Consider the following 20,770-nt stretch of genomic DNA (forward strand, 5'->3'; position numbering starts at 1 on the left):
TCCCGGGACCATTTGTCAATTAGACCCCCGGCTGGAAAGCAGCGTGACATTTCATCAATTATTTGGAATTAGCGGTATAAATCCGCACCTGTAATAGAAGAATATTTATATGGGGGTGCATTTATATGCAAATAAAACAAAAAATTTCCAAAAATCTGTTGGGAGCAGCTTGATATTTACGGTTTGGGCTGTCTATACCGGCAGCCTGTTTATGAAGCTGAATTGGCTGCATGGCATGGGAATAGGCATCATATCATGGTTAGCATTTTATTATTTTCTGGTATTTTTAAAAGGACGATTGCGGTATTTGCAGAGAGCGATTGACTTCAAGCTGGATAATATTGCCATAGACTCCCTGCTGGGGGGGAGTCTGGGCCTGCTGCTGGGCGTAATCGTTGGCGGAATCTGCACCTATCCTATTTCCCTGCTGCAAGTTCCCTTTAGTTATCTAACCATAGTAGTTTTTATTATTGCAGCTTATATAGGCTTAAAACTTGGTTCCCGGCGGGGGGGCGAGATTATGGGTTTCTTGCCTTTGATCCCGAAAACTTCGGTGGAAGACTCCCCGGGTCCTGCCGGCTATAAGGTTCTAGATACCAGCGCCATAATTGATGGACGGATCTATGACGTATGTTTAAGCAATTTTATTGATGGTCCGTTAATAGTACCCACTTTTGTGATTGAGGAATTGCAGCATATAGCCGATTCTTCCGATTCTATGCGCCGTAATAAAGGGCGGCGCGGCCTGGAACTCTTATCTAAAATGCAGAAACATTCTGGTATAAAAATTGATATAATTGAAGCAAATATTCCCGAGGAAAAAGAGGTTGATGCCAAACTGGTGCGCCTTTGCAAACAGCTCAAAGCCAGCATTGTAACCAATGATTATAATTTAAACAAAGTCTCTGAACTCCAAGGAATAAAAGTTCTAAATATTAATGAGCTGGCTAATGCAGTAAAAGTTATAGTATATCCCGGCGAACATATGCAGGTGAATATTATTAAAGAAGGTAAAGAAAACGGCCAGGGTGTAGGATACCTTGAAGACGGCACCATGGTGGTGGTGGAAAATGCCCAGGATGAAATCGGTAATGAAGTAGAAGTAACCGTGACCAGCGTATTTCAAACCGCGGCCGGGCGCATGATATTTACCCGCAAGCTGCGCGATGAAGGTTCATTGAGCATCAACAGCCCTTTTCGGGAAATACAAGAGGTGAATTTATATGGCTGACAACCTCAGGGTTGTTATAGCGGCAGCCGGTACAGGCAGCAGGATGGGCAGCAAGCTTAACAAGCAGTACCTGCTCTTGAATTCACGGCCTATTCTTACTTATTCCCTGGATGTTTTTGAGAATTGCTCTATAGTTGATGAAATAGTTATAGTGGCCCACGCTAATGAGATCGAGTATTGTGAAAGAGAAGTGGTTAAAAAGTTCGGATATAAGAAAGTCAGCCGGGTAATTGCCGGGGGTAAACTGAGACAGGATTCAGTATGGGCCGGACTAAAAAGCCTGAATAAACAAACCTCATATGTGGCTGTGCATGACGGTGCGCGGCCGCTTTTCAGTTCTCAATTACTTATGGCTTTGCTGGAAGAAGCTAAGGAGTGGGGGGCGGCTATCCCCGGAATTCATGTCAAGGATACCTTAAAAATGGTCGACCGCGATAATTTTGTAGCTTTAACCCTTGACCGTTCCAGTGTCGTATCTATTCAAACCCCCCAGGTGTTCAGTTTTAAAGAATTATGTGAGGCCTATGAGAATGCCTACGAAGAAGCCTATGTAAGCACTGATGACGCGGCTTTATTTGAAAAATATATCGGCCGGGTCAAACTTGTTGCCGGGGAGTACCGCAACATCAAGATTACTACCCCGGAAGACCTGACCATAGCCCGCTATTTATTGGAAATGTAACGGAGGCATTGATTTGCGGATAGGAACAGGATATGATGTTCATCGCCTGGTGGAGGGAAGAAAACTTATTTTAGGCGGAGTGGAAATACCCCACGAAACCGGCCTGTTAGGTCATTCTGACGCTGACGTGCTCTTGCATGCCATTTGCGACGCTCTGCTGGGCGCAGCCGCTCTGGGTGATATCGGCCAGCATTTTCCTGACCATGATGCCAGCTATAAAAACATTTCCAGCCTGAGACTGCTGGAAATAGTTAGAAACAAGCTGGACGAAGCCGGTTTCCGGATAGTGAATATAGATAGTACGGTAGCTGCGCAAAAGCCCCGCTTGGCACAACATATTAATACTATGCGGGAAAACATCGCCCGGGTTTTAGGTGTACAGATAGGACAGGTTAATGTTAAGGCCACTACCACCGAAGGCCTTGGGTTTGAAGGTGAAGAAAAGGGAATCTCCGCCCAGGCGGTTGTTTTGATTGAATAACGGATGTGTTTAAACGCGGCTTTTTGCAGGAAAATAGCCATGTAAGTGATTTAAGCACGCTAAACCATAAAATCATGGATAATCTGCGGCGATTTTCTTACTAAATTATGCTGGAGGAAGATTATGAGTAAAGTAAAAGTCAGGTTTGCTCCCAGTCCTACCGGGCCATTACATATTGGAGGAGCACGTTCGGCTTTGTTTAATTACCTTTTTGCCGCTCACGAAGGCGGGGAATTTGTTTTACGCATAGAAGATACGGATTTGGAGCGTTCCCGCCTTGAATATGAAACAGAAATAATCGAGTCCTTAAAATGGCTGGGGATTAAATGGACCGAGGGCATGGAAATCGGCGGGGAAAACGCTCCCTACCGCCAGACCGAGAGGCTGGACATATATAAAGAGTACGCTGAGAAGCTGCTGCAAAACGGGCAGGCCTATTACTGCTTTTGCAGCGAGGAAGAATTAGAAAACGAACGATGGGCTATGATGGAAAAAGGTGAAATGCCCAGGTATTCAGGAAAATGCAGGCATCTCAGCCAGGCTGAAATAGACAGCAAAAAAGCTCAGGGTATGAAGCCTACTCTCAGGTTCCGGGTTCCTTCGCATAATGTTTATGTTGTCGATGATCTGGTCCGGGGAAAGGTTAGTTTTGAAAGCAAAAATGAGGGCGATTTTATAATTATGAAGTCTGACGGCTTGCCTACCTACAATTTTGCCGTGGTAATCGATGATGTGTTAATGGGAATTACGCATGTTATCCGCGCGGAAGAACACCTGTCCAACACCCCGCGCCAGCTTATGATTTATGACGCGCTGAACTTAAAGAGACCTGAATTTGCGCATATTTCGCTTATTATGGGCAGTGACCGCCAGAAAATGAGCAAACGCCACGGCGCTACTTCATTAATACAATACCGGGAAATGGGCTATCTGCCTGAGGCGCTCTTTAACTTTTTGGCTCTGTTGGGGTGGTCTCCGGAAGGTGAAAAAGAAATACTCTCCCATCAGGAAATAATCGAGGCCTTTAACCTGGAGAGAGTGGCTAAAAGCCCGGCAGTTTTTGATTTAGACAAATTGAACTGGCTTAACCAGCAATATATAAGAAGCAAATCCATTTCAGAATTGGAGTCAATACTGCAGCCTTTTATAGAAAATACTCCTTTTGCTGAATCGATAAAACGGTTAGACGAACAGGGTCTGTCCATCCTGATTGAGTCTCTGCGCGACCGGATTACAAGTTTGAGTGACGTAGGAGAACAGGCGGGAATATTTTTCCTGGAACCCAGTTATGAAGGTGAAGCTCTGGATGTACTGGCAGGTGATTCTGCCAGACAGGTATTGGAGAAATTCCAAGCCAGCCTGCCCTTTTTCCACGATGCCTCGGAGATTAAGCAATTTATGAAAACCTTGACCAAAGAACTGGGGCTTAAGCCCAAGGATGTATTTATGCCTGTACGTTGCGCTTTGACCGGCAGCAGTCACGGGCCGGATTTGGCTCACCTGCTATTAGTATGGGGTCGCGAAGAAAGCCTGCGCCGGGTTAAAAAGTGCCTGGATTTTATAAGCAATAGGGACAATGGGTAAAAACAACCCAGCATTATCACAAATATACAAAAAATTCGGACATGATGTGATAATAATGACAAATAATCTACAAAATCATGCAGGTATATGGCCTGGCCTTGACGAAATCATGTAGTAAAAATTAACGGTTTTCGGGAAGGTGACAGGCGTGACGAGTATTGTTATTATAGGCGCGGGACAAGGAGGAACGGCTATCCTGCGCAACCTTATGGGAATTCCCAATTTCAAAGTCCTGGGAATTTGTGATGTCAGCGCTCAGGCGCCCGGGATATTACTGGCTCAAAAGTCTGGAATTCCTACCTATTCGGATTTGATAAAAACTCTGGCAATTCCGGGTATTGATGTGTTGATCGAGGCTACAGGCAATGCCCGGGTGCAGGAGATAATCAATCAGAACCTGTCAGAGAATACTTCATTGATTGATGCTCACGGCGCTAATCTGATGATGAGCATGGTTGAAGCCCGTGAGGAAATGCTGCGTGAGCTGCATAAAGAAGCGGAGAAACTGGCGGGTATGTCCGGGGACTTGAACGCTACGGTTCAAAACGTCAGCAGCATTGTGGAAGAAGTAGCCCGGTATGCTCAGAATGTATCCAACCAGAGCAGGCAGTTGAGCGAATCGGCGCGGGAAGCCCTGGGGCATTTAAGTGAAACGGGTGAAGTGCTTAAAATTATTAGTTCCACTGCACAACAAACTAAATTGCTGGGCTTTAACGCAGCAATCGAAGCTGCCCGCAGTGGTGAGCACGGCCGGGGTTTTGCGGTGGTAGCGGATGAAGTGCGTAAACTGGCTGAATACAGTACTGAATCTGTAACGAAAATCTCTCGTATTTTAAATAACATTCAGCAATCGGTGCAGGTAATAACCGGCGGGGTATCAGAAACCGGCGAGTCCGTGCAAAAACAAGCCGATCTCACCCAGTCGGTTTTTGCCAATATTCAGCAGCTGGGAGCTATGGCCGAAGACCTTACCCAAACGGCGATTCGTCTGACGGAATTGAGCTGACCATAGTTGACATAAAAATATGAGCTGCATATAATTTGGATATACAATTATATATTAATGTGATGAATGGGATAAGTAGGCGGCTATCGCTGGCAGAGAAGAGGGGTCACCGGCTGAAAGCCTCTCCAAGTATGAAGCCGTCCGAATATGCGCCCGGGAACAGGTATGTTGAACTATAGTAGGCATACCCGGCTGTGCCGTTAAACATGGTGAGGGGAGTGCTGATAGCGCTCAATTAGAGTGGAACCGCGGAAGTTTGCCTTCCGTCTCTTGGAGACGGAAGGCTTTTTTAATGGAAGGGGGACAATATGTTTAAGACATTAAAACGAGAGATGCAGGTTATTTTTGAAAGGGACCCGGCGGCACGGAGCGTAATGGAGGTGCTGTTCTTTTATCCCGGCTTTCACGCTATAATAAATCATCGCGCAGCTCATTTTCTGTACAAAAGCAAGCTCTACTTTTTAGCGCGGATGGTTTCGCACATCAGCCGTTTCTTAACCGGGATAGAAATACATCCGGGCGCCAGGATAGGCCATGGTTTTTTTATTGACCATGGCAGTGGTATAGTTATAGGAGAAACAACCGAAATAGGTGATAATGTTACTCTTTACCAGGGAGTGACCCTGGGAGGCACCGGCAAACAAAAAGGCAAACGTCATCCTACCATCGGAAATAATGTTACTATTGCTGCCGGCGCCAAGGTGCTGGGATCGTTTACTGTAGGCAATAATGTCAAAATAGGGGCCGGTTCGGTAGTGCTGAAAACTGTCCCTGATAATTGCACAGTAGTTGGGGTTCCAGGCAGGATTGTAATCCAGGATGGCATGAAAATTGAAGACGGGCGGGCTGAAGTAGACCTGGAGCATCACCTTTTGCCCGACCCCATTGCCGATACCCTGGCAGCCTTGCAGAAACGGATTGACGAACTGGAGAAAAAATTAGAAAAGACAGAAAGGGAGGCTGCTCAAAATGCAGGTATACAACACCCTGGGTGGAAGAAAAGAAGAATTGAGAACTCTGAGTCCGCATAGAGTCAAAATATATGTTTGCGGTCCCACTACCTACAACTATATCCACTTGGGAAACGCCAGGCCTCTGGTGGTTTTTGACAGCCTGCGCCGCTATCTCGAATACTGCGGTTATAAGGTTGATTATGTTCAGAACTTTACTGATGTTGATGATAAGATAATTAACCGGGCTATTGAAGAGAACGATGACCCCATGGCTTTAGCGGCGCGATATATAGACGAATATTTCGTGGATGCCCAGGCCTTGAATATTCGGGAGGCTGCAGTTCATCCCCGGGTTAGCCAGCATATCCCACAAATTATTAACGCTGTCCAGGGGTTGATTGATAAAGGCCATGCCTATGAACTAGAGGGCGATGTATACTACCGGGTGCGATCTTTTCCTGCCTATGGGAGACTTTCGGGGCGTGAACAGGAAGAGATGCTGGCGGGAGCCCGGGTGGAAGTGGATCAGCGTAAGGAGGACCCGGCGGATTTTGCCCTGTGGAAAGCCGCCAAAGCTGGCGAACCAGCCTGGGACAGTCCCTGGGGTCCAGGCCGTCCTGGATGGCACATAGAATGTTCAGTAATGTCCACCTTGTATTTGGGTGATACTATAGACATTCATGGCGGCGGGAGCGATTTAATATTTCCTCATCATGAAAATGAAATAGCCCAGGCTGAGGCATTAACCGGAAAGACTTTTGTAAACTATTGGATGCACAATGGCTTTATCACCATTAATAAAGAAAAAATGTCCAAGTCAGCCGGTAATTTCTTTCTGTTGCGCGATATACTGGCTAAATTCCCGGCCGATGTTGTGCGATATTATCTCATCGCAACCCACTACCGCAGCCCCCTGGATTTTGATGACGGGAAGCTGGAAGAAGCGCGCCGCGCCCTGGGAAGGCTGAAAAACAGCCTGCTTTTAGCGCAAGAGTTTTTAGGAGAAAATGTACCCCCGGATGAAATGTCTGCGGACAGCGAATTTCTAAATAACCTGGCTGAGATTAAAAAGGATTTTTGTTGCGCCCTGGATGATGATTTCAATACAGCCCTGGCGATGGCGTCACTTTTTGACCTGGCCCACCAGCTTAATAGTATTATAGCTAAGGCGGAAAAAACCGAGGAGAACTGCGCCGCAGTTTACCGGGGCATGACCATGTTAAAAGAACTGGGCAATGTGCTGGGCATATTTTTTACCTCAGCCCTGGCGCAGGATTTGCCTGTAGAAGACTTGTTGCAAATATTTACGGAACTGCGCCAGGAAGCCCGGCAGGAAAAGAACTATGCGCTGGCTGACGAACTGCGCGATTTTTTGACTGAACAAGGTATCAAACTGGAAGATACGGCTCAGGGTAATCGTTATCGCTTCGAAGCCGCGCCGTCTTTTGAGTCCTTGGTGGACAAACTCTTATCTTTGCGAAGTTATTATAAGCAAGAGAAGCAGTATAAGCATGCAGATTACATTCGTGATCGGCTGCAGGAAGCAGGCATATTGGTTGAAGACACCAGGGAAGGGGCCAGGTGGAAGTTTGCTGAAGCATGAAATCATTGATGAGAAAACACTGCGCGAGTTTTCACCGGTCGCTCTCGCCTATGTTGGCGATGCTGTTTTCGAACTGGCAGTGCGGACCAGGGTTATGACCGGCAGCCGCAAAAAAGTGCGGGAATTACACCTGGAAACCGTGAGTATGGTGCGGGCTGAGAGTCAGGCCCGGGTTCTCAAACAACTGCTGCGGGGATTAAGCGAAGATGAAAAAGATATCGTAAGGAGAGGACGCAATGCCAAATCCTCTCCGCCCAAAAACGCCGATCCTGCGGATTACCAGCTCAGCACCGGCTTTGAGGCTTTGCTGGGGTGGCTTTACCTGCAGGGTGAAGAAAAACGTTTACAATATTTATTAGACCTGGCCTTATCAGGGGTGGAAGAATAGGTGTTTGGATCTGGATTACGTAGAATGGTAATGAGGAGGATGAGAGATGATAATTAAGAAGCCGGAGATACTGATTCCTGCCGATCAGCTGGATGGGACTATCATGCGGCGTCTGGAAAGGTATGGCCGGGTTTGTTACAAATCAGAAGGAAACATGCAGCCGGAAGGGAATCCGGCCTTTCTTAAAAGCAAAGTTAAAATTGGCCATGAATCGATTATTGAACATGAGAAAGTTACCGTTATGTTTGTCGTAGACCGGGGGATAACCCACGAGATAGTGCGTCATCGTATAGCCGCTTATTCCCAGGAATCCACCCGTTATTGCAACTACAGCAAAGATAAATTCGGACGTGAGATTACTGTAATAGAGCCCTATTTTTTCTTGAATGACGATAATGCTTATAATTTGTGGCTGGATTCATGCCAGGCAGCTGAAACTACCTACATGGCTATGCTTGACTCCGGACGATCGGCTCAGGAGGCGCGCTCTATTTTGCCCACCTGTTTAAAAACCGAAATAGTAGTTACATACAATATGCGGGAATGGCGGCACTTTTTTAGACTCCGCTGTGACGGGGCCGCTCATCCCCAAATGCGGCAGGTGGCTATTCCGCTGTTGTTATTGTTCCAGGAGCAATTCCCCGAACTTTATGAAGATATAGATTATGATCATGGTTTTCCGTCTGAACATTATGCCAATATAGTGATAACTGACGATTTATTTTTACCATTGTAAACTGGAGGGCAGCATTTGCAGGAGAAGCTTTCGGGTATTAATAGTGTCAGGGAGGCCCTAAACGGTTCTCGTAAGGTGCATCGCATTTATGTGTTAAAAGAGCGTCAGGATAATCGCTTGCAGGAAATAATTGCCCTGGCGCGAACGCGCGGTATTAAGATTGAAGAAGCCTCCCGTCAGCAATTGGAGCAGCTGGCGGGCAATGATTGGCATCAGGGTGTGGTAGCCAGGGTGGAAGCTATCCCTATGTCAGCGTGGAAGATATTATTGAACGAGCCGCAAAAAGAGCAGAACCTCCTTTTATCATTATCCTGGATGGTTTGGAAGATCCGCAAAATCTGGGAGCTATCATCAGGACCGCTGAATGTGCCGGTGTTCATGGGGTGATTATTCCTAAGGATCGAGCGGTCGATGTAACCCCCGCAGTGTTAGAGCCTCTGCCGGGGCGGTTGAGCACATACCGGTTGCCAGGGTAAGCAATATTGTCAATGTTATTAAAGACTTAAAAAAGCAGGGGATGTGGGTTATCGGTGCGGATATCGATGGAAGCAAAGACCACTATAGCGTTGACATCCCGCGCCCGGTGGCGATTGTAATCGGTTCTGAAGGCAAAGGAATCAGGCGGCTGGTTAAAGAAAACTGTGATTTGCTATTACGGATTCCCTTGCGCGGCAGGGTGAATTCTTTAAATGCATCGGTTGCGGCCGCTTTGCTTATATATGAAATATTACGCCAGGAAACCGTGAATTCACCTTAAGTCCGGCACGCTATGATTTATTTGATTAAAATTGTCATTAGGCACAGAATATTGCCAGATGCTGGCGAAGATCACTTGCTTGACGCTCGGGCAACGAGTGGCTATAATTAATTTGTGCATATCTTCCCCAATTCTCAGCCAAAAAGGACGAAGTATTATCATTGGAGGCGATTGAATGCTCGGTTCTGTCGCTGTTGCTCATAAAGTATATGTGCTCTATGCTGACTTATCAGATGAAGAAGTAGTAGAACTGGCCCAGCAAGGAGAACAGTTTGCGGTTGAGTACCTGGTGGACAAGTATAAAAACTTTGTTAGAGCCAAAGCCCGCTCTTATTTCCTTATCGCGCCGATAAGGAAGATATCATACAAGAAGGTATGATAGGTTTATTTAAAGCTATTCGTGACTATAAATTGGACAAGCTTACTTCATTCAGAGCATTTGCTGAATTATGCATTACCAGGCAGATTATAACGGCTATAAAAACTGCTACCCGCCAGAAACATATTCCCCTCAATTCCTATGTATCCCTCAACAAACCTATTTATGATGAGGAATCTGATCGCACCCTGATTGATATTCTCTCCACCACTAAGATTACGAATCCCGAAGAAATTATTATTAACCGGGAAGAGTTTATCTTTATTGAAAAAAAGATGGGCGAGATACTAAGTTCACTGGAGTGGAAGGTGCTTATGGCCTACCTGGAAGGCAAGTCTTACCAGGAAATAGCCGTGGATCTCAAACGGCACGTAAAATCTATCGATAACGCCCTGCAGCGTGTCAAAAGGAAACTGGAAAAATATCTGGAAGACCGCTGCGAGTTATAGATTAATAGCAATAGTATATTGACTTTGGCCGGTACAGCATATAAAATTTTACTTGCTGAGCCGAGCTAGCTCAATCGGTAGAGCAGCTGATTTGTAATCAGCAGGTTGCGGGTTCGAGTCCTGTGCTCGGCTCCATAATTTATCCCATAACCACGCATTGGCGTGGTTTTTGATTTTTCTGGGAGAAGAACCTTTGAGCAGGTTTGGTGCCCATTTGGTCTTGGGCGGTTTTTCGATCCTGTTATCGACCTCCGGTACCGGATGCAGCGCAGTACGTTCTTCACTACCAATTGCACCCTGAAGCAGCTCGAAAACCAGATCGGCAGCCGGGTAGTGTCAAGGATATTTGAAATGTGCAAAGGGGTGAAGGTTGGGGGAGAGGATTGGAAGAAACGGGGACTGTTCTAATTAACAACCAAAACGGTAATTACTTCTTTAATGGAGTTTTTATTGTGATCCTAAGTTATTAAATGTATTATGATATCCACAAATATCGATAAATAAATCATTGAGTAGCTCCAGGCAAATTATGCTAATATATATAAGAAGGTGGAGACTATGCAAAAAATTTATACTATAGGCTATGAGGGTAAAACGCTTGAAGAATTTTTGAAAACATTGAAAAATGCCGGAGTAACATTTCTAGTTGATGTGCGGGAGAATCCGAATAGCAGGAAGAAAGGTTTTTCAAAACAGATTCTATCAGAAACTCTAAATAATCAGGATATTAAATATAAGCATTTCGCGAAACTGGGAACTCCAAAAGATATTAGACTTGAATATCAAAGCAGCGGAAACATAGACTTCTTATTTGAGCATTATAGAAACTATTTAAAACAAAACCCTGAATATATTGATAATCTGTTGGATGAGATAGGCGATAATTGCGCTTGTCTTATGTGTTTCGAAAAGCTGGCAACGCAATGCCACCGGTTAGTTATTACGGAATACCTATTTATCAATCATGGGGCGGCGATTAAACACTTATGACATGGGGCTATGAAAAAAAGAAAATACTTATTTTAGTAAAAACTTATCCTAATCCAAGCAAGAATTATCTGGAAACAGTTTGTACTGCAGGAGTAACCGAAACGGGAGAATGGATAAGGTTATATCCAGTTAGTTATAGGTATTTAGAAAATGATCAGCAATACCCCAAATACTCATGGGTTGAGGTTGAGGTCATAAAAGCATCAGGTGATAACAGAATAGAGAGTTATAAGCCTAGAATGGAATCCATTAAAGTGATTCGTGCTCCATTGGGTGGCAAACAACAATGGGATGAAGCTAGGTCAATTCTCTTACCAAAGGCCAACAAATCGTTATGTGAACTAATGCAACTACGGGATCAAAATATTTCCCTCGGAATCTTCAAACCTCTCAAAATCACTGAGTTTTATTGGAAAAAGGAAGCCTCTGACTGGACTGAAGAAGAGAAACAAATATTAATTCAACAAGATTTATTTGGCATTGAAATGAAACCGCTCGAAAAAATGCCATATTCATTTCATTATCGCTACCGTTGTGATGATGAAAACTGCAGCGGTCATGATATGACTATTATTGATTGGGAAATACAGCAAGCATACAGAAGTTGGTTACCAATATACGGTGAAGATGAAGTACTGCATAAGATTAAAGAAAAATGGTTGAATACTTTATGTGGACCTGATCGGGATACATATTTCATAGTTGGTACTCATCATGTATTCAAGACATTCATAATCCTGGGGGTCTTCTGGCCACCAACCATATGCAATTAAATCTTTTCTAATGTTCAGGGAAAAAATTCACAACACCCAAATTATATGAATATATTTGGTGATCTGAAGCATATCAGCTTTTCATCAAAGAAGATGCCATTCCATTTACTGAATTCCAGGTTAGTAGTAATGATTACGCTTTCCTGGCAGGTTCATTAAAATCGGTCTGCTCTATATATTTCTTAACGGTCCGGAAATTGTGGCTAGTATCCCGAGCTATTGATCTCATGGATTGGCCTTTATGGAGACTTTGGTATCTGATATTATTTATCTGTATCATCGTCAACATCCTTTCTACTATCACCCCTTTGCATGTTTTAGCCTCATACAAAAGGGTAGTGGATTTCCCGGGTGCTGGCGATGTTTTTTTTCCCGTTTACCGCTGTATTTTTATGTTGCCATTTGCTGCACTTTTAGTTTGCCATAAACACAAAGAATAGAGGCCTTCATGAGGTCTCTTTTTTCGTGTATTGGTATAGTAGGATTTTAAACTGTAAACAGGTAGGGGCAGACTCCATATCCGCCCGGGCAAATGACATGTCATTCCTGAGCGAAGCGCCATCGTGGCAATCTTGTTTTGGACTTTCGAACCATAATATTTTACATTTCGACTTCATGCTAGCAGGAAATTATATGCAAAAAGACGTATTAGACAATAAAGCCTAATATTAGATTTAATTTATGACCTGGAAAGAAGGGAAACAGTGGCAAAGCCTAAGTTGAATCCTACTATTATATCATCAATTAGAGATAACCGGGAACGGGGCACAGTGGGGGAATTCCTAGAGCAAAACATTAAGCCGGATGCGGATCTTTCCTTTGTATCAGCTTATTTCACTATATACGCCTTTGAGAAGCTAAAGGATAATTTAGAAGCGATAAATAGCCTCAATTTCCTGTTCGGGGAACCGACGTTCATAAAATCAATAGACCCTGATAAAACCAATAAGCGGGATTTTAAGATTGAAGATGAACAACTGATTATCCCGTTGGAAAGCAGATTGCAGCAAAAAGCGGTAGCAAGGGAATGTGCCGCCTGGATTGCTGAGAAGGTTAATATAAAATCAATGGTTAAACCTAATTTTCTGCATGGCAAAATGTATCACATAAAAAACAGCAACGATACCCAGAAGGCCATTTTCGGAAGCTCCAACTTTACGGTTAGTGGGCTGGGTTTAGGCCATAATCCGAACATTGAACTGAACATGGAAATTGACAGTGAACGTGACAGAGCCGATTTATTAAACTGGTTTAATGAAATATGGACCGATAATACCGGCCTGGTAGAGGACGTTAAAGAAGAAGTCCTGAAATATCTCAACCAGCTTTATCAAGAAAACTCTCCCAGCTTTATATACTACAAAACACTTTATCATCTCTTCGGCAATTACCTGGATGAACAGCAGGGCGGCGGTCTGCTGGACGAAAGGATCGGCTTTTTTGACACGCAAGTGTGGAAAATGCTGTATGACTTCCAAAAGGACGGGGTTAAAGGGGCCATTAACAAGATATTAAAGCATAACGGTTGCATAATTGCTGATAGCGTCGGCCTTGGCAAAACCTTTGAAGCCTGGCAGTTATTAAATACTTCGAGTTATTAAACACCCGGGTCCTGGTTCTTTGCCCCAAGAAGCTGCGGGAAAACTGGGAGGTATACCGGCGCAACGATACTCTAAACATCTTACTGGAAGATCGTTTTGCCTACGATATTTTGTGCCATACCGATTTAACCCGCGATCAAGGTATGTCCGGCAACATTAACCTGGCCACTATCAATTGGGGCAACTATGGACTGGTAGTCATCGACGAATCCCATAATTTTAAAAATGACGCCGAAGGCAAAAAAGGCGATGATGGACAATTCAGGCACAGCCGTTACGGTTGGCTGATCAATAAGATTATTAGAGATGGAGTACCCACCAAGGTGCTGCTGCTTTCCGCTACCCCGGTAAACAACAATCTGAAGGATTTAAGAAACCAGATCTACCTTATCACCGAGGGTAAGGATGATGCACTTTATGAAACCACCGGTATTAAGGATATAAGCCAGACCATGAAAAACGCGCAAACCCAGTTTAATAATTGCTGATAGAAAAAAGAATACTAAGCGGGAAGCGCGCAGTTTGCTGGACAGGCTGGATTCATCCTTTTTCAAGCTGCTGGATGAACTGACTATTGCTCGTTCCCGTAAACATATACTGAATTATTATGATATCGACAAGCTGGGAAAATTCCCGGAGCGTCTTAAGCCCATCCCGCTATCCCCCGGCATTGATATTAAGAAAGAATTTCCTCCCTATGACAAGCTGAATAAGCAGATTTCAGAGTATAAGCTGTCTTTGTTCAAACCCTCGGCCTATATCAAGGAGGAATACCGGGAGAGATACCGTAAACTGGAGGCAGAATCGGGAGTTAATTTCAGCCAGGCCCAACGTGAAGATTACCTGATTGGCATGATGAAGGTGAATTTCTTAAAACGATTGGAGAGCTCGGTTGATTCATTCCGAATATCTATGGATAGAACAGTGAATAAAATAAAAGACCTTGAAAGCAGGATTGAGGAATATCAGGCACATGCCGATGGTTCCGCTACCCTGGAAGATAGGTTGATAAACCTCCCCGATGATGATCAGGACGAAGAACTAGTAGAAGCCCATGAAAAATGGCAGGTAGGCAAAAAACTAAAATATGACCTGCGCCATTTGGATCTGGATGAATGGTTGAAAGATTTGCAGCAGGATCGAATTCAGCTTGAGTATTTGTCCAAGGTCTCCAACCGGGTCAGTGTTGATCGGGATGAAAAACTAGCTTTATTAAAGCAGATCATCCAGAACAAAGTCAGTAATCCCATTAATACCTGGGAAGAAGCAGATAATGAAATAGTACCCAATAAGAAAATAATCGTTTTTACCGCCTTTGCCGACACTGCCTATTACCTGTATGATGCCCTGGTAGATTGGGTGAGACAGGAGCTAAAGCTGCATATTGCCGTGGTTACTGGCGGCAACCGGAATAATCAGAGCACCTTCATGCCCCGAGGCTATAAGAATCAGGGCGGTTTCAATGAAATATTAACCAACTTCTCGCCGGTATCGAAAAACCGCCACAAGATGCCCAATATGCCGCAGGAGGGTGAGATAGACATCCTGATTGCTACCGATTGTGTCTCGGAAGGACAAAACCTCCAGGATGCCGATTACATGATAAATTATGATATCCACTGGAATCCGGTACGCATCATTCAGCGTTTTGGCCGTATCGACCGTATCGGCAGCCGCAACCAGAAGATACAGCTAATTAACTTCTGGCCTACCGATGATCTGAATCAATATATCAATCTGAAAGATCGGGTGGAGGCACGTATGGCCCTGGTGGATATCACTGCCACCGGCGAAGATAACCTCCTGGATTCCGAGCAAATAAAAGATCTGATCGAAGCTGATCTTAGTTATCGGGACAAACAGCTATTGAAACTGAAAGATGAAGTGCTCGACCTGGAGGATATGGATGAGAACATATCCCTGAGCGAATTTACCCTGGATGATTTCCGGGTAGAACTGATGGGTTTCATCAAGGAAAACGAACGAATACTGCGCGAAGCCCCTCTGGGGCTATATGCCAATGTTCCTTCCCCCGCTGGAGGGTATGCCAGTTTGGGTGATTACTCCCGCCTGGACAGCCGCAGCGCAGCCATTATGAAACCGGGAGTTATCTTCTGCCTCAGACAAAATAGCGATAAACGGGAAAATGAAGCGGTAAACCCCCTCCAGCCTTATTTTCTCATCTATATGCAAAACGACGGCGAACTGCGCTTCAACTATACCCATGCCAAGCAGATTTTAGAGATTTACCGGCTCCTGTGTTCGGGCAGGAGCCATCCCTATGATGTACTCTGTACTCTGTTTGATGATGATACTGCCGGGGGTACCAGCATGGACAAGTATAATAAACTCCTGAGGTCATCTATAGCTGAAGCATTGAGGATGTTCAAGAAACGCAACTTAAGGCAGCTGCAATCCGGCCGGGGCGGCCTGCTGGTTTCCCCGGAAGCCCAGCCTGATTCGGCGGGAAACTTTGAACTGGTTACCTGGCTGATAATTCTCTAAGATACCTACAAACGTATAGGGGTGAGGATAATGACCATTCGTGAAAAAATTACGGCAGCACTGCTGCAATTCGGCAAAAAGGATCTTTATGATGCCGGCATAAACCTGTTTGAGGTATTGGGCTATAACACCAGCCGTACCCAACGCCTGGAGGACAATACTTTTCGGGGCTTTGCCGATATGTTTATTCAGGACCGGGCCGGATTCAGTGCTGATAAAGCCCTGGTAAACGATTGGCAGCAGGTTGAATTCCTGTTTCAGTTGAGCGAAGCGGAGATGAGCTCGCAAATAGATATGTTCGACACCAAGGAATTTAACGGCACTATCATCGAAAGCTATGCTTTCTTTGCCATAGACCTCAAAGCTAAGACCTATACTCGCAGCCAGCTGGCGCAGATTACCCGGGAATTCAACAAGCTTTTCGATATGCCGGCCATGTTAGTTTTTAAACACGGCTCAACCCTTACGCTATCTGTTATAAATCGCAGGTTACATAAACGGGATAAAAGCAAGGACGTACTGGAGAAAGTAACCCTTATCAAGGACATTAGGCTGACCGATCCGCACCGGGCACATGTGGAAATATTAGTTGATCTATCTTTTGATGAACTGCATCGAAAATATAGTTTTAGCAACTTCGTAGCTCTGCATGAAGCCTGGACCAAATGCCTGGACAGCAAAGAACTTAGTAAGCGTTTTTATCAGGAACTGGCTAACTGGTACTTCTGGGCCATGGATAAGGTGAGTTTCCCGGATGATCTTGAGAAGGACCCGGATGTTCGCAATGCTACCAATCTCATACGGCTAATAACCAGAATCATCTTCGTATGGTTTATAAAAGAGAAGGGCCTGGTCCCGGATATACTGTTTAACCGCAATCATCTATCAAAGGTTCTTAAGGACTTTAATAAAAACGCCAAATCACACAGCTATTATCAGGCCATATTGCAGAACCTGTTTTTTGGTACCCTTAATCAAAAGATGAAAGAACGGGCCTTTGCAAAAGATTCCGGTTATCCCGCCAACAAAAATGAATATGGAGTTAAGAACCTTTTCCGGTATGAGGATAAGTTCACCCTTAACGAAACTGAGGTTTTAGCCTTATTCGCGGATATACCTTTTTTAAACGGTGGCTTATTCGATTGTCTGGATAAGGAGGATGAGAATAAAAAGGTTGTTTATGTTGACGGGTTTTCGCGTGAAACCAAAAAACAGGCCGTCCTTCCCGATTACCTGTTTTTCCATGAGGACCAAGACGTTGATCTAAACGAAATATATGGCACCAGAAACAAGAAATATAGGGTTAAAGGACTTATCGATCTTTTAGATAGCTATAAATTCACCATAACCGAAAATACCCCGCTGGAAGAGGAAATCGCCCTGGACCCGGAATTACTGGGTAAGGTTTTTGAAAACCTCCTGGCCAGCTATAACCCGGAGACCCAGACCACGGCCCGTAAACAGACCGGTTCCTTCTACACCCCGCGGGAGATCGTAAACTATATGGTGGACGAATCATTGCTGGCCTACCTTCAACAAAAGCTGGAGGAAAAGGGGCATGATAACTGCGAAGAGCAGCTTCGCGATCTATTAAGCTATACGGAACAACCGCATTCCTTTGATGATAAACAGGCTGATTTGCTTATCAAGGCCATAGATGATTGCAAGATACTCGATCCTGCCTGCGGTTCCGGTGCCTTCCCTATGGGTATGCTGCATAAACTGGTACATGTATTGCATAAACTGGACCCGGAGAATAGGAAATGGAAAGAGCAGCAGATTGCAAAAGTTGAGAACTTTATTAAAAGTGCCGAAACCATATCCGATGCCGGTGTCAGAGAAAAGGTAATCCATGACCTCCGGCAGACTCTGCAGGATATCGAAGAGTCCTTTAATACCGATAATAATGAACTGGATTATGGCCGCAAATTGTATCTTATCGAAAACTGCATCTATGGGGTGGATATTCAGCCTATTGCCGTGCAGATAGCCAAGCTGCGCTTTTTCATATCTCTAATTATTGATCAGAAGAAACAACCATCTAAAGAGAACCTGGGCATCAGGTCTCTGCCTAATTTGGAGACTAAATTTGTGGCCGCCAATACCCTTATTGAACTGGAAAAACCAGCCGGACAAGGCCTGCTGAGAAACCTGGAAATTGAAAAGCTTGAGAATGATTTAAAAGAGTTACGTCACCAGTATTTTAATGCTCGAACCAGAAAACAAAAATTGCAGTTTCAGGAGAAGGATAAGAAGCTGCGGCAGGAGATTGCCCGTTGTTTGATAGATGACGGCTGGGAAAATTCCGCGGCTCAACAGATATCAGCCTTCAACCCCTATGATCAGAATAGTTCATCACCATTCTTTGATCCTGAATGGATGTTCGGGATAACAGATGGATTTGATATTGTTATAGGGAATCCGCCGTATGTTGAGCACAAAAAATTAAAAGAAATCAGTCAGCAACTTCGTAAATATTATTCTACATATTCTGGAACAGCAGATTTGTATGTTTATTTTTATGAGAATGGAATTAGGAATTTAAAACCTAAAGGTATACTGATATTCATAACATCAAACAAGTTCATAAAGACTAGTTATGGAGAGAAATTAAGGGAATATTTTGTTGGTTATCGAATTAATGAGATTATTGATTTTACCGATGTACATGTATTTGAAGCATTAGTTGCTAGTTGCATCTTTAGAATCTCAAAAGCCAACAATAAAGGCAACAAAATCAAAATTGCCTATGCAAATGATGAGCTTATAAGTTTCTCAAATATCAAAGAATTTGTTAATCACAACCAATTTTACTTACAACAGAATAAATTAAATGGACAGATATGGCAGTTAGAAAAACAGAATAAACTTTTAATCAAAGATAAAATTGAAAGTGGTTCCATAAAAATCAGTGAAACAGGAACGATACATATATTTAGAGGTGTTACCACAGGGTATAATCCTGCATTTATTATTGATGAAGAACAAAAAAGTAATTTTATTAAATTAGATAAAAAAAATAATGAAATTATCAAACCGTTATTACAAGGTAGAAATATTAGAAAGTGGCGTTATATAACAAGTAATGAGTATTTTATAAATACCAATTTTGACCTTAATATAAGAAAACAGTATCCGGAAATTTATAAATATTTAAACAATTTTCATGATAAATTAAAATCCAGAGCTGACCAGGGGAAGACATGGGTAAATTTACGTGCATGCACATACTATTCTCAATTTGAAAAGGAAAAAATTATATGGGGATTAACGGCTGATAAATGGGCATTTGCCTATGACAACGAAAAACATTACTTGCCTAGTAACGGATATATTCTTACATCGGATAGAATACCCGTAAAATATTTATTGGGATTAATGAATAGTAAATTAATGGAGTTCTACTTTGGATTTATTGGAATAATGACGGCAGGGGGGGCATTTACGCTTAAACACGAAACAATCAGCGAATTTCCTATCAGGAACAACAAAAATTTTGAAAGAACAGTTATTATTATTGTTAATTACATTTTATATGCAAAAGAAAGTCCAACTATTGCAGCTAATATTGAGGGGTTAGAGTCTATTTTAAATGCAATTATCTATGAGCTTTACTTCCCGAATGAAATAACCACTGGCAAAGCTAACATACTAAAACATCTAAAAAGTCTTCCCGATATTCAACCCTTAATAGAAAAAGGCGAAACCGAAAAAGCTTTAAAAACTATCGAAAAAGTATACCGGGAATTAAGCGCACCGGACCACCCCGTAAGCATAGCAATGGCCCGGATGCAGGAAATAGAAGAAGTAAAGATAATTGAAGGCAGGAAGTAAGGCTTCATGAGAAAAATAGGGGGTTACCAGGGCCGACATATAATATGACATAACCAATACTATTGGCGTACTCTCCGAAGGCTCCAGTGTCTGCGGCTCCCTTCTTTTATGGCCGTTACAACACTTGACAACAAGCGCCGCTATAGTATATTATCATAAGGCACGGTCCGAAGGCTCACAGGATGCGTCTTAAAGCAAAGGGCTGCGGGGCGCTTATTCCTGGGTGGCTAGGGTTGGAATCGTGGAGGGATACCCAAGCGGCCAAAGGGGGCAGACTGTAAATCTGTTGGCGACGCCTTCGAAGGTTCGAATCCTTCTCCCTCCACCATGTACGACGCGGGATGGAGCAGTTGGTAGCTCGTCGGGCTCATAACCCGAAGGTTGCCGGTTCAAGTCCGGCTCCCGCAACCAAAAATCATCATGCCCGCAGGGCATTGAGATACGCAGTCCCCGCAGGGGCGCAGTTTGCCCTTATAGCTCAGTCGGCAGAGCGTATCCTTGGTAAGGATAAGGTCACCGGTTCAAGTCCGGTTAAGGGCTCCATATGGCGGCGTAGCTCAGCTGGCTAGAGCATACGGTTCATACCCGTAGTGTCAGGGGTTCAAATCCCTTCGCCGCTACCAGTGGTTAACAAAAGGGCGGATAATCATGTTCCGCCCTTTTTTGTTTTATAAAACCAGCAGGGCGAGCGATAAAAGCGGCGGCCTGGAGTGGGAAATTTTCTCACTCCTTTTATTTTATATACCATTTGGGTAAAATATTATGCAGCCGGCCCGATATTCAAACCAGATACAGCCGCATTCAAGCGATTATCCGAA

17 protein-coding genes, 5 tRNA genes, 3 pseudogenes and 1 other annotated feature are annotated in these 20,770 nt (G+C 43.9%); of the genes and pseudogenes, 24 read left to right on the plus strand and 1 reads right to left on the minus strand.

Translation table 11 applies throughout. The annotated features are described in order from the left end of the window. Nucleotides 1–115 precede the first annotated feature (115 nt). The 16 genes and pseudogenes from JCM14374_RS03735 to JCM14374_RS03805 all read left to right on the plus strand — a co-directional run bounded on the left by JCM14374_RS03735 (nucleotide 116) and on the right by JCM14374_RS03805 (nucleotide 12,012). A complete protein-coding gene (locus tag JCM14374_RS03735; RefSeq protein ID WP_500797387.1) occupies nucleotides 116–1,231 on the plus strand; it encodes a PIN/TRAM domain-containing protein in 1,116 nt (371 codons plus the stop codon). Then, entirely contained in the window at nucleotides 1,224–1,913 is a 690-nt protein-coding gene (gene ispD / locus JCM14374_RS03740) for a 2-C-methyl-D-erythritol 4-phosphate cytidylyltransferase (RefSeq protein ID WP_054693639.1), read from the plus strand. Before JCM14374_RS03735 ends, ispD begins: the two co-directional genes overlap by 8 nt. A 13-nt stretch (nucleotides 1,914–1,926) precedes the next feature. Further along, nucleotides 1,927–2,394, plus strand: coding sequence for a 2-C-methyl-D-erythritol 2,4-cyclodiphosphate synthase (gene ispF, locus JCM14374_RS03745; protein WP_054693641.1), 468 nt, complete (start codon nucleotides 1,927–1,929; stop codon nucleotides 2,392–2,394). A gap of 123 nt (nucleotides 2,395–2,517) precedes the next feature. Continuing rightward, entirely contained in the window at nucleotides 2,518–3,978 is a 1,461-nt protein-coding gene (gene gltX / locus JCM14374_RS03750) for a glutamate--tRNA ligase (RefSeq protein ID WP_054693644.1), read from the plus strand. A 148-nt stretch (nucleotides 3,979–4,126) separates the two neighbouring features. Beyond that, complete coding sequence (locus JCM14374_RS03755) at nucleotides 4,127–4,984, plus strand: methyl-accepting chemotaxis protein (protein WP_054693646.1); 858 nt, start codon at nucleotides 4,127–4,129, stop codon at nucleotides 4,982–4,984. Between the two features lie 53 nt (nucleotides 4,985–5,037). After that, nucleotides 5,038–5,258: a binding site (T-box leader), on the plus strand. Nucleotides 5,259–5,292: 34 nt separating this feature from the next. Beyond that, nucleotides 5,293–6,015 (plus strand): serine O-acetyltransferase, encoded by a 723-nt coding sequence (gene cysE / locus JCM14374_RS03760; protein WP_054693649.1) that lies wholly within the window; start codon nucleotides 5,293–5,295, stop codon nucleotides 6,013–6,015. Further along, entirely contained in the window at nucleotides 5,954–7,540 is a 1,587-nt protein-coding gene (gene cysS / locus JCM14374_RS03765; protein ID WP_054693652.1) for a cysteine--tRNA ligase, read from the plus strand. The genes cysE and cysS overlap by 62 nt, the downstream gene beginning before the upstream one ends. Beyond that, nucleotides 7,527–7,928, plus strand: coding sequence for a Mini-ribonuclease 3 (locus JCM14374_RS03770; RefSeq protein ID WP_242848808.1), 402 nt, complete (start codon nucleotides 7,527–7,529; stop codon nucleotides 7,926–7,928). Before cysS ends, JCM14374_RS03770 begins: the two co-directional genes overlap by 14 nt. 46 nt (nucleotides 7,929–7,974) lie before the next feature. Further along, nucleotides 7,975–8,664 carry an FAD-dependent thymidylate synthase gene (gene thyX / locus JCM14374_RS03775; RefSeq protein ID WP_054693656.1) on the plus strand — a complete coding sequence of 230 codons (690 nt, stop codon included), beginning with the start codon at nucleotides 7,975–7,977 and terminating at the stop codon, nucleotides 8,662–8,664. A gap of 15 nt (nucleotides 8,665–8,679) precedes the next feature. Continuing rightward, nucleotides 8,680–9,051, plus strand: coding sequence for an RNA methyltransferase substrate-binding domain-containing protein (locus tag JCM14374_RS14425; RefSeq protein ID WP_054693659.1), 372 nt, complete (start codon nucleotides 8,680–8,682; stop codon nucleotides 9,049–9,051). Next, nucleotides 8,985–9,421: pseudogene (rlmB, locus tag JCM14374_RS14430) on the plus strand (23S rRNA (guanosine(2251)-2'-O)-methyltransferase RlmB). The gene JCM14374_RS14425 and the pseudogene rlmB overlap by 67 nt, the downstream one beginning before the upstream one ends. A gap of 175 nt (nucleotides 9,422–9,596) precedes the next feature. Then, a pseudogene (gene sigH, locus JCM14374_RS03790) lies at nucleotides 9,597–10,249 on the plus strand (RNA polymerase sporulation sigma factor SigH). 59 nt (nucleotides 10,250–10,308) lie between these two features. Then, nucleotides 10,309–10,384, plus strand: a tRNA-Thr gene (locus JCM14374_RS03795). A 126-nt stretch (nucleotides 10,385–10,510) separates the two neighbouring features. Continuing rightward, the gene (locus JCM14374_RS13370) at nucleotides 10,511–10,657 is read left to right on the plus strand and encodes a hypothetical protein (protein ID WP_157048940.1); all 147 of its coding nucleotides are present in this window, start codon (nucleotides 10,511–10,513) and stop codon (nucleotides 10,655–10,657) included. 150 nt (nucleotides 10,658–10,807) lie between these two features. Continuing rightward, the gene (locus tag JCM14374_RS03800) at nucleotides 10,808–11,239 is read left to right on the plus strand and encodes a DUF488 domain-containing protein (protein WP_054693665.1); all 432 of its coding nucleotides are present in this window, start codon (nucleotides 10,808–10,810) and stop codon (nucleotides 11,237–11,239) included. Next, nucleotides 11,236–12,012, plus strand: coding sequence for a DUF8757 domain-containing protein (locus JCM14374_RS03805; RefSeq protein WP_054693667.1), 777 nt, complete (start codon nucleotides 11,236–11,238; stop codon nucleotides 12,010–12,012). Before JCM14374_RS03800 ends, JCM14374_RS03805 begins: the two co-directional genes overlap by 4 nt. Before the next feature lie 74 nt (nucleotides 12,013–12,086). On the opposite strand, the pseudogene JCM14374_RS15925 reads toward JCM14374_RS03805, so the two are convergent. Then, nucleotides 12,087–12,158 (minus strand): annotated as a pseudogene (locus tag JCM14374_RS15925) (ATP-binding protein); the annotation flags it as partial. Nucleotides 12,159–12,716: 558 nt separating this feature from the next. Here JCM14374_RS15925 and JCM14374_RS13975 point away from each other — a divergent pair. The 8 genes from JCM14374_RS13975 (at nucleotide 12,717) to JCM14374_RS03835 (ending at nucleotide 20,575) form a co-directional block, all read left to right on the plus strand. Further along, nucleotides 12,717–13,613 carry a phospholipase D-like domain-containing protein gene (locus JCM14374_RS13975; RefSeq protein WP_207641579.1) on the plus strand — a complete coding sequence of 299 codons (897 nt, stop codon included), beginning with the start codon at nucleotides 12,717–12,719 and terminating at the stop codon, nucleotides 13,611–13,613. Nucleotides 13,614–13,723: 110 nt separating this feature from the next. Further along, complete coding sequence (locus tag JCM14374_RS13980) at nucleotides 13,724–14,101, plus strand: DEAD/DEAH box helicase family protein (RefSeq protein ID WP_207641580.1); 378 nt, start codon at nucleotides 13,724–13,726, stop codon at nucleotides 14,099–14,101. 34 nt (nucleotides 14,102–14,135) lie between these two features. Then, the gene (locus JCM14374_RS13985) at nucleotides 14,136–16,118 is read left to right on the plus strand and encodes a C-terminal helicase domain-containing protein (RefSeq protein ID WP_207641581.1); all 1,983 of its coding nucleotides are present in this window, start codon (nucleotides 14,136–14,138) and stop codon (nucleotides 16,116–16,118) included. Nucleotides 16,119–16,148: 30 nt separating this feature from the next. Further along, nucleotides 16,149–19,952, plus strand: a complete 3,804-nt coding sequence (locus JCM14374_RS03815; protein ID WP_054693670.1) for an Eco57I restriction-modification methylase domain-containing protein — start codon at nucleotides 16,149–16,151, stop codon at nucleotides 19,950–19,952. Nucleotides 19,953–20,195: 243 nt separating this feature from the next. Beyond that, a tRNA-Tyr gene (locus tag JCM14374_RS03820) sits at nucleotides 20,196–20,280 on the plus strand. Between the two features lie 7 nt (nucleotides 20,281–20,287). Beyond that, nucleotides 20,288–20,363 (plus strand) — tRNA-Met (locus JCM14374_RS03825). 56 nt (nucleotides 20,364–20,419) lie between these two features. Further along, nucleotides 20,420–20,495, plus strand: a tRNA-Thr gene (locus tag JCM14374_RS03830). A 3-nt stretch (nucleotides 20,496–20,498) separates the two neighbouring features. After that, nucleotides 20,499–20,575 (plus strand) — tRNA-Met (locus JCM14374_RS03835). Nucleotides 20,576–20,770 lie beyond the last annotated feature (195 nt).

The organism is Syntrophomonas palmitatica JCM 14374 (genome assembly GCF_001311885.1).
In the GTDB taxonomy this organism is placed as follows: Bacteria; Bacillota; Syntrophomonadia; order Syntrophomonadales; family Syntrophomonadaceae; genus Syntrophomonas_A; species Syntrophomonas_A palmitatica.

Excerpts from the sequence above, each read along its gene's own strand:
- gltX (WP_054693644.1), top strand. The coding sequence starts at position 2,518 with ATGAGTAAAGTAAAAGTCAGGTTTGCTCCCAGTCCTACCGGGCCATTA.
- ispD (WP_054693639.1), top strand. The coding sequence starts at position 1,224 with ATGGCTGACAACCTCAGGGTTGTTATAGCGGCAGCCGGTACAGGCAGC.
- cysE (WP_054693649.1), top strand. The coding sequence starts at position 5,293 with ATGTTTAAGACATTAAAACGAGAGATGCAGGTTATTTTTGAAAGGGAC.
- cysS (WP_054693652.1), top strand. The coding sequence starts at position 5,954 with ATGCAGGTATACAACACCCTGGGTGGAAGAAAAGAAGAATTGAGAACT.
- JCM14374_RS03800 (WP_054693665.1), top strand. The coding sequence starts at position 10,808 with ATGCAAAAAATTTATACTATAGGCTATGAGGGTAAAACGCTTGAAGAA.
- JCM14374_RS03805 (WP_054693667.1), top strand. The coding sequence starts at position 11,236 with ATGACATGGGGCTATGAAAAAAAGAAAATACTTATTTTAGTAAAAACT.
- JCM14374_RS03815 (WP_054693670.1), top strand. The coding sequence starts at position 16,149 with ATGACCATTCGTGAAAAAATTACGGCAGCACTGCTGCAATTCGGCAAA.
- JCM14374_RS13370 (WP_157048940.1), top strand. The coding sequence starts at position 10,511 with ATGCAGCGCAGTACGTTCTTCACTACCAATTGCACCCTGAAGCAGCTC.
- thyX (WP_054693656.1), top strand. The coding sequence starts at position 7,975 with ATGATAATTAAGAAGCCGGAGATACTGATTCCTGCCGATCAGCTGGAT.